The 3,662-nt window shown below is 58.7% G+C and carries 2 protein-coding genes; both read right to left on the bottom strand.

Features of this window, described 5'->3' with window-relative positions:
* Window positions 1–2,187 (bottom strand): hydrophobe/amphiphile efflux-1 family RND transporter (locus EOM25_13010; GenBank protein ID NCC26094.1); only part of this gene is annotated, 2,187 nt, incomplete at its 3' end.
* A gap of 6 nt (window positions 2,188–2,193) precedes the next feature.
* Window positions 2,194–3,447: an efflux RND transporter periplasmic adaptor subunit gene (locus tag EOM25_13005; protein NCC26093.1), complete on the bottom strand. Its 1,254-nt coding sequence runs from the start codon at window positions 3,445–3,447 to the stop codon at window positions 2,194–2,196.
* Between the last annotated feature and the right edge of the window lie 215 nt (window positions 3,448–3,662).

Genomic DNA, 3,662 nt, shown 5'->3' with positions numbered 1-3,662 from the left:
TCGGTCGAGATCGATGTAGTACTGGGGATAGTCCACCTCGAAGGTCGTGCTGAGTCCCTGCAGGGCCGGATAATCGTTCTGGGCCGCGATCATGTCTCCGGCCACGTCCCGCAGGGCCGTCAATTCCCCGCCCTGCAGATCCTGAAGAACGAACTCGAAACCGCCCGTGGTGCTGAGGCCGGAGATGGGCGGTGAATTGAAGGCGAAAACCAGGGCCCGCTGGATGTGGGCCGTTCGTTTCCAGACTTCCCGGATGATGGCCTCGGCCGACAGATCCGGGGTCTTGCGCTCATCCCACGGAGTGAGAACCACCACCTGGGTCACGAACCCGGGATCGACGGTGCCCGACAGGATGTTGTATCCGCCGATGGAAATGGCGTCCTTGACCCCGGGAATGTCGAGGATGATCTTGGTCACTTCCTGATCCAGATTCGTGGTCCGCTTGAGGGAGGAGCCCTCGGGACCCTGCATGGTGACGAAGAAATATCCTTGGTCCTCCATGGGCACGAAACCAGTGGGCACGGTGGTGAAATAGATATAGGTCAAAACAAGCAGGGCACCAAACCCGGCCACGACCACGGGCCAGCCCTTGATCAACCACTTGACTGCCCAGAGGTATCCTTTACGGAACCACTCGAATCCAGTGTTGAAGCCCCGGAAAAACCAGTTTCTGGACCCTTCCCCCGGGCGAAGCAACACCGCGCACAAGGCCGGGCTGAGGGTCAGGGCGTTAATGGCCGAAATGCCAACGGAAATGGCGATGGTCAGGGCGAACTGCTGATAGAGACGTCCGCTGATACCTGGCATGAAGGCCACCGGCACAAACACGGCCATCAGCACCGCTGTGGTGGCCACGATCGGGCCGACCACCTCTCGCATGGCCGCCTTGGTGGCCTCAAAGGGGGTCATGTTCTTTTCGTGGATGCACCGCTCCACGTTCTCCACGACCACAATCGCGTCATCCACCACCAACCCGATGGCCAGGACCAGGCCGAATAGACTCAGAGTGTTGATGGAGAATCCCAGGGCCATCATGACCGCAAACGTTCCGATGAGGGAGACCGGGATGGTCAGAGCCGGAATGAGGGTCGTCCGCCAGCTCTGGAGAAAGATGTAGACGACCAAGAACACGAGGACGAAGGCCTCGACCAGGGTCTTGAGGACCTCCTCGATGGACACTCTGACGAACTTGGTCGTGTCGTAGGTCACCTGGTAGTCGATCCCGGCCGGAAAACGCCGGGACAGATTCTCCATTTCCTCGCCAACGGCCTTGGCGATATCAAGGGCGTTGGCCCCCGGCAACTGGTACACGGCGATGTTCGAACAGCTCTTGCCGTTCAGCTTGGAATAGGAAACGTAGGATTCGGCTCCCAGTTCCACCGTGGCCACGTCCTTGACCCGGATCATGGACCCGTCCGTGAGGGCCCTGACGATGATGTCCTCGAATTCGGCCGGTTCGGACAGTCGGCCCTTGGTGACGATGGTGTAGGTGAAAACCTGGCCCGGGGGGCTTGGCTGATCGCCGATCTTCCCGGCCGCCACCTGGATGTTCTGATTCTGGATGGCCTTGACCACGTCTGTGGGGGTGACCTTCAGATTGGCCATCCGGTCCGGGTCCATCCAGATCCGCATGGAATAGGTTCGCTCCCCGAAGATGGTCACATCACCGACCCCGTCGAGCCGTTTCAGGCTGTCGACGATGTTGATACTGGCATAGTTGCTGAGAAACAGATCGTCGTGCGATCCGTCCGGTGAAAACAGGCTGACAATCTGAATGAAGTTCGTTGACTGCTTCTGGGTGGTCACACCCATTCGGACCACATCTTCGGGCAACTGGGATGTGGCCATGGACACCCGGTTCTGGACGTCCACCGCGGCGATGTTCAGATCGTATCCAACCTCGAAAGTCACGTTGATGGTGGAGGATCCGTCACTGGCGCTGGTAGAGGTCATGTACATCATCCCTTCCACGCCGTTGATCTGCTCCTCCAGGGGGGAGGTCACCGACTGCTCCACGACCTCGGCGCTGGCTCCGGTATATGTGGCTCTGACCTGCACCGTCGGCGGGGCGATCTCCGGGAATTGGGCTATGGGAAGAAGGGGGATGCACACCGCCCCGGCCAGGACGATGACAATGGCCACCACTCCCGCGAATATAGGCCGTTCGATGAAGAAATCGACGAACATGATCCGTTACTCCGCGAAACCGGTGGAGTTGGCCGCCTTGGACCCGACGGTGGCGTTGGCCGGATCGCCCGGGGATGTCGCGTTACCCTGGCCGTCAGCCTCCACGAGATACTTCGAGGCCGCAACCGTGCTGGGCTGAACCTCCATGCCTGGCCTGACCTTCTGCTGGCCTTCGGTGATGACCCTCTCATGGCCATCGAGCCCCTTCTGGACAACGGCCAAGCCCTGATAATCAAAAATGCTGACCACCCGCATCTGCTCGACCTTGTTGTCGTTTCCGACCGTGTAGACGTATTGCCCGCCCTGGTCCTCGGCCAAAGCCTGCTTGGGAATGAGGATCATGCCCGGGATGTCGTTCATATAAAGACGAACCCGGACGTACATTCCGGGCAAAAGCTTGAAGCCGGGATTCTTGACCGTGGCCCGCATGGCCACGGTTCCCGTGACCTGATCGACCTCGTTGGCGATGAAATCCACCTCGCCCGTGAACGGGTATCCCCCATCCACCGAGGCCATGCCGGCTTCCATACGGAGGACCCCGTCCTTCTTGTAGGTCATGATGGCCTCGAAGTCCTTTTCGCTTGGACTGAAATTAATGTATATGGGATCCAACTGGACAACGGTCGTCAAAACCGAATCCTGACCCGTCTGTCCCACGAGATTTCCGATATCGTAGACCGTCTTACCTACCCGGCCGGAAATGGGGGAGAAAATTGTGCAGTACCCGAGGTTGATGGAGGCCTGTTCGATATCGGCCTTGGCCGAGGCCACCGAAGCTTGTGCCTCACGCTCCTTGGTCTTGTAGTCTTCAAGAGTGTCGGGACTAGAAAAATCCAGCTTGGTCAAAGGCTCGTAACGAACGACCTGGGAAGTCGCATAGACCAGAGCCGCCTCGGCCTGCTCCAGCTGGGCCTTGGCCTTGTCCAGCTTAACCTTGTACGGGTCCGGCTCTATCAGGTAGAGTTGCTGGCCCATTTTGACATCGCCACCCTCGACGAAATCCCTGGACTGAAGAAAACCCTCCACCCGGGCCCGGATGGACACCTCCTTCACCGCCGAGGTCGTCCCGATGTATTCGATCCAAACCGGAACCGTCTTCTTTTCGGCCAAAACCACGGTCACAGCCTGGGGAGGCCTCTGCTTCTGGGGTTTTGAAGACGTGTTCTCCCGACAGGAGGTCAGACAGAAAAAAGACAGCAGAACGAGAACGGCCGGAAGAACGGATCCGGCCAAGAAATGGCGGCATGGACGCTCGGGCATCTTTTTCCCCTCCGGGACGCATGTGTGAATATTTTGAAACAAGATACTACTATCCTCAATCCGGGCCGGGTGTAAACACAAAGTCTCGGAGGAAAACGATTCTTCCTTGTCTTGGAGCCCCGTCGGCCATGGCTCACAATTCGACGCCCTGCCCTGCCTTCAGGTCCAGATGCTCCGTGTTCCGGGCGAACTCTCGCAGATACCCGCCAAACGAC

Source organism: Deltaproteobacteria bacterium (assembly GCA_009929795.1).
In the GTDB taxonomy this organism is placed as follows: domain Bacteria; phylum Desulfobacterota; class Desulfovibrionia; order Desulfovibrionales; family Desulfomicrobiaceae; genus RZZR01.
The sequence above is the reverse complement of the archived record's forward strand: the minus strand, read 5'-3'. Positions and strand labels throughout refer to the sequence as shown.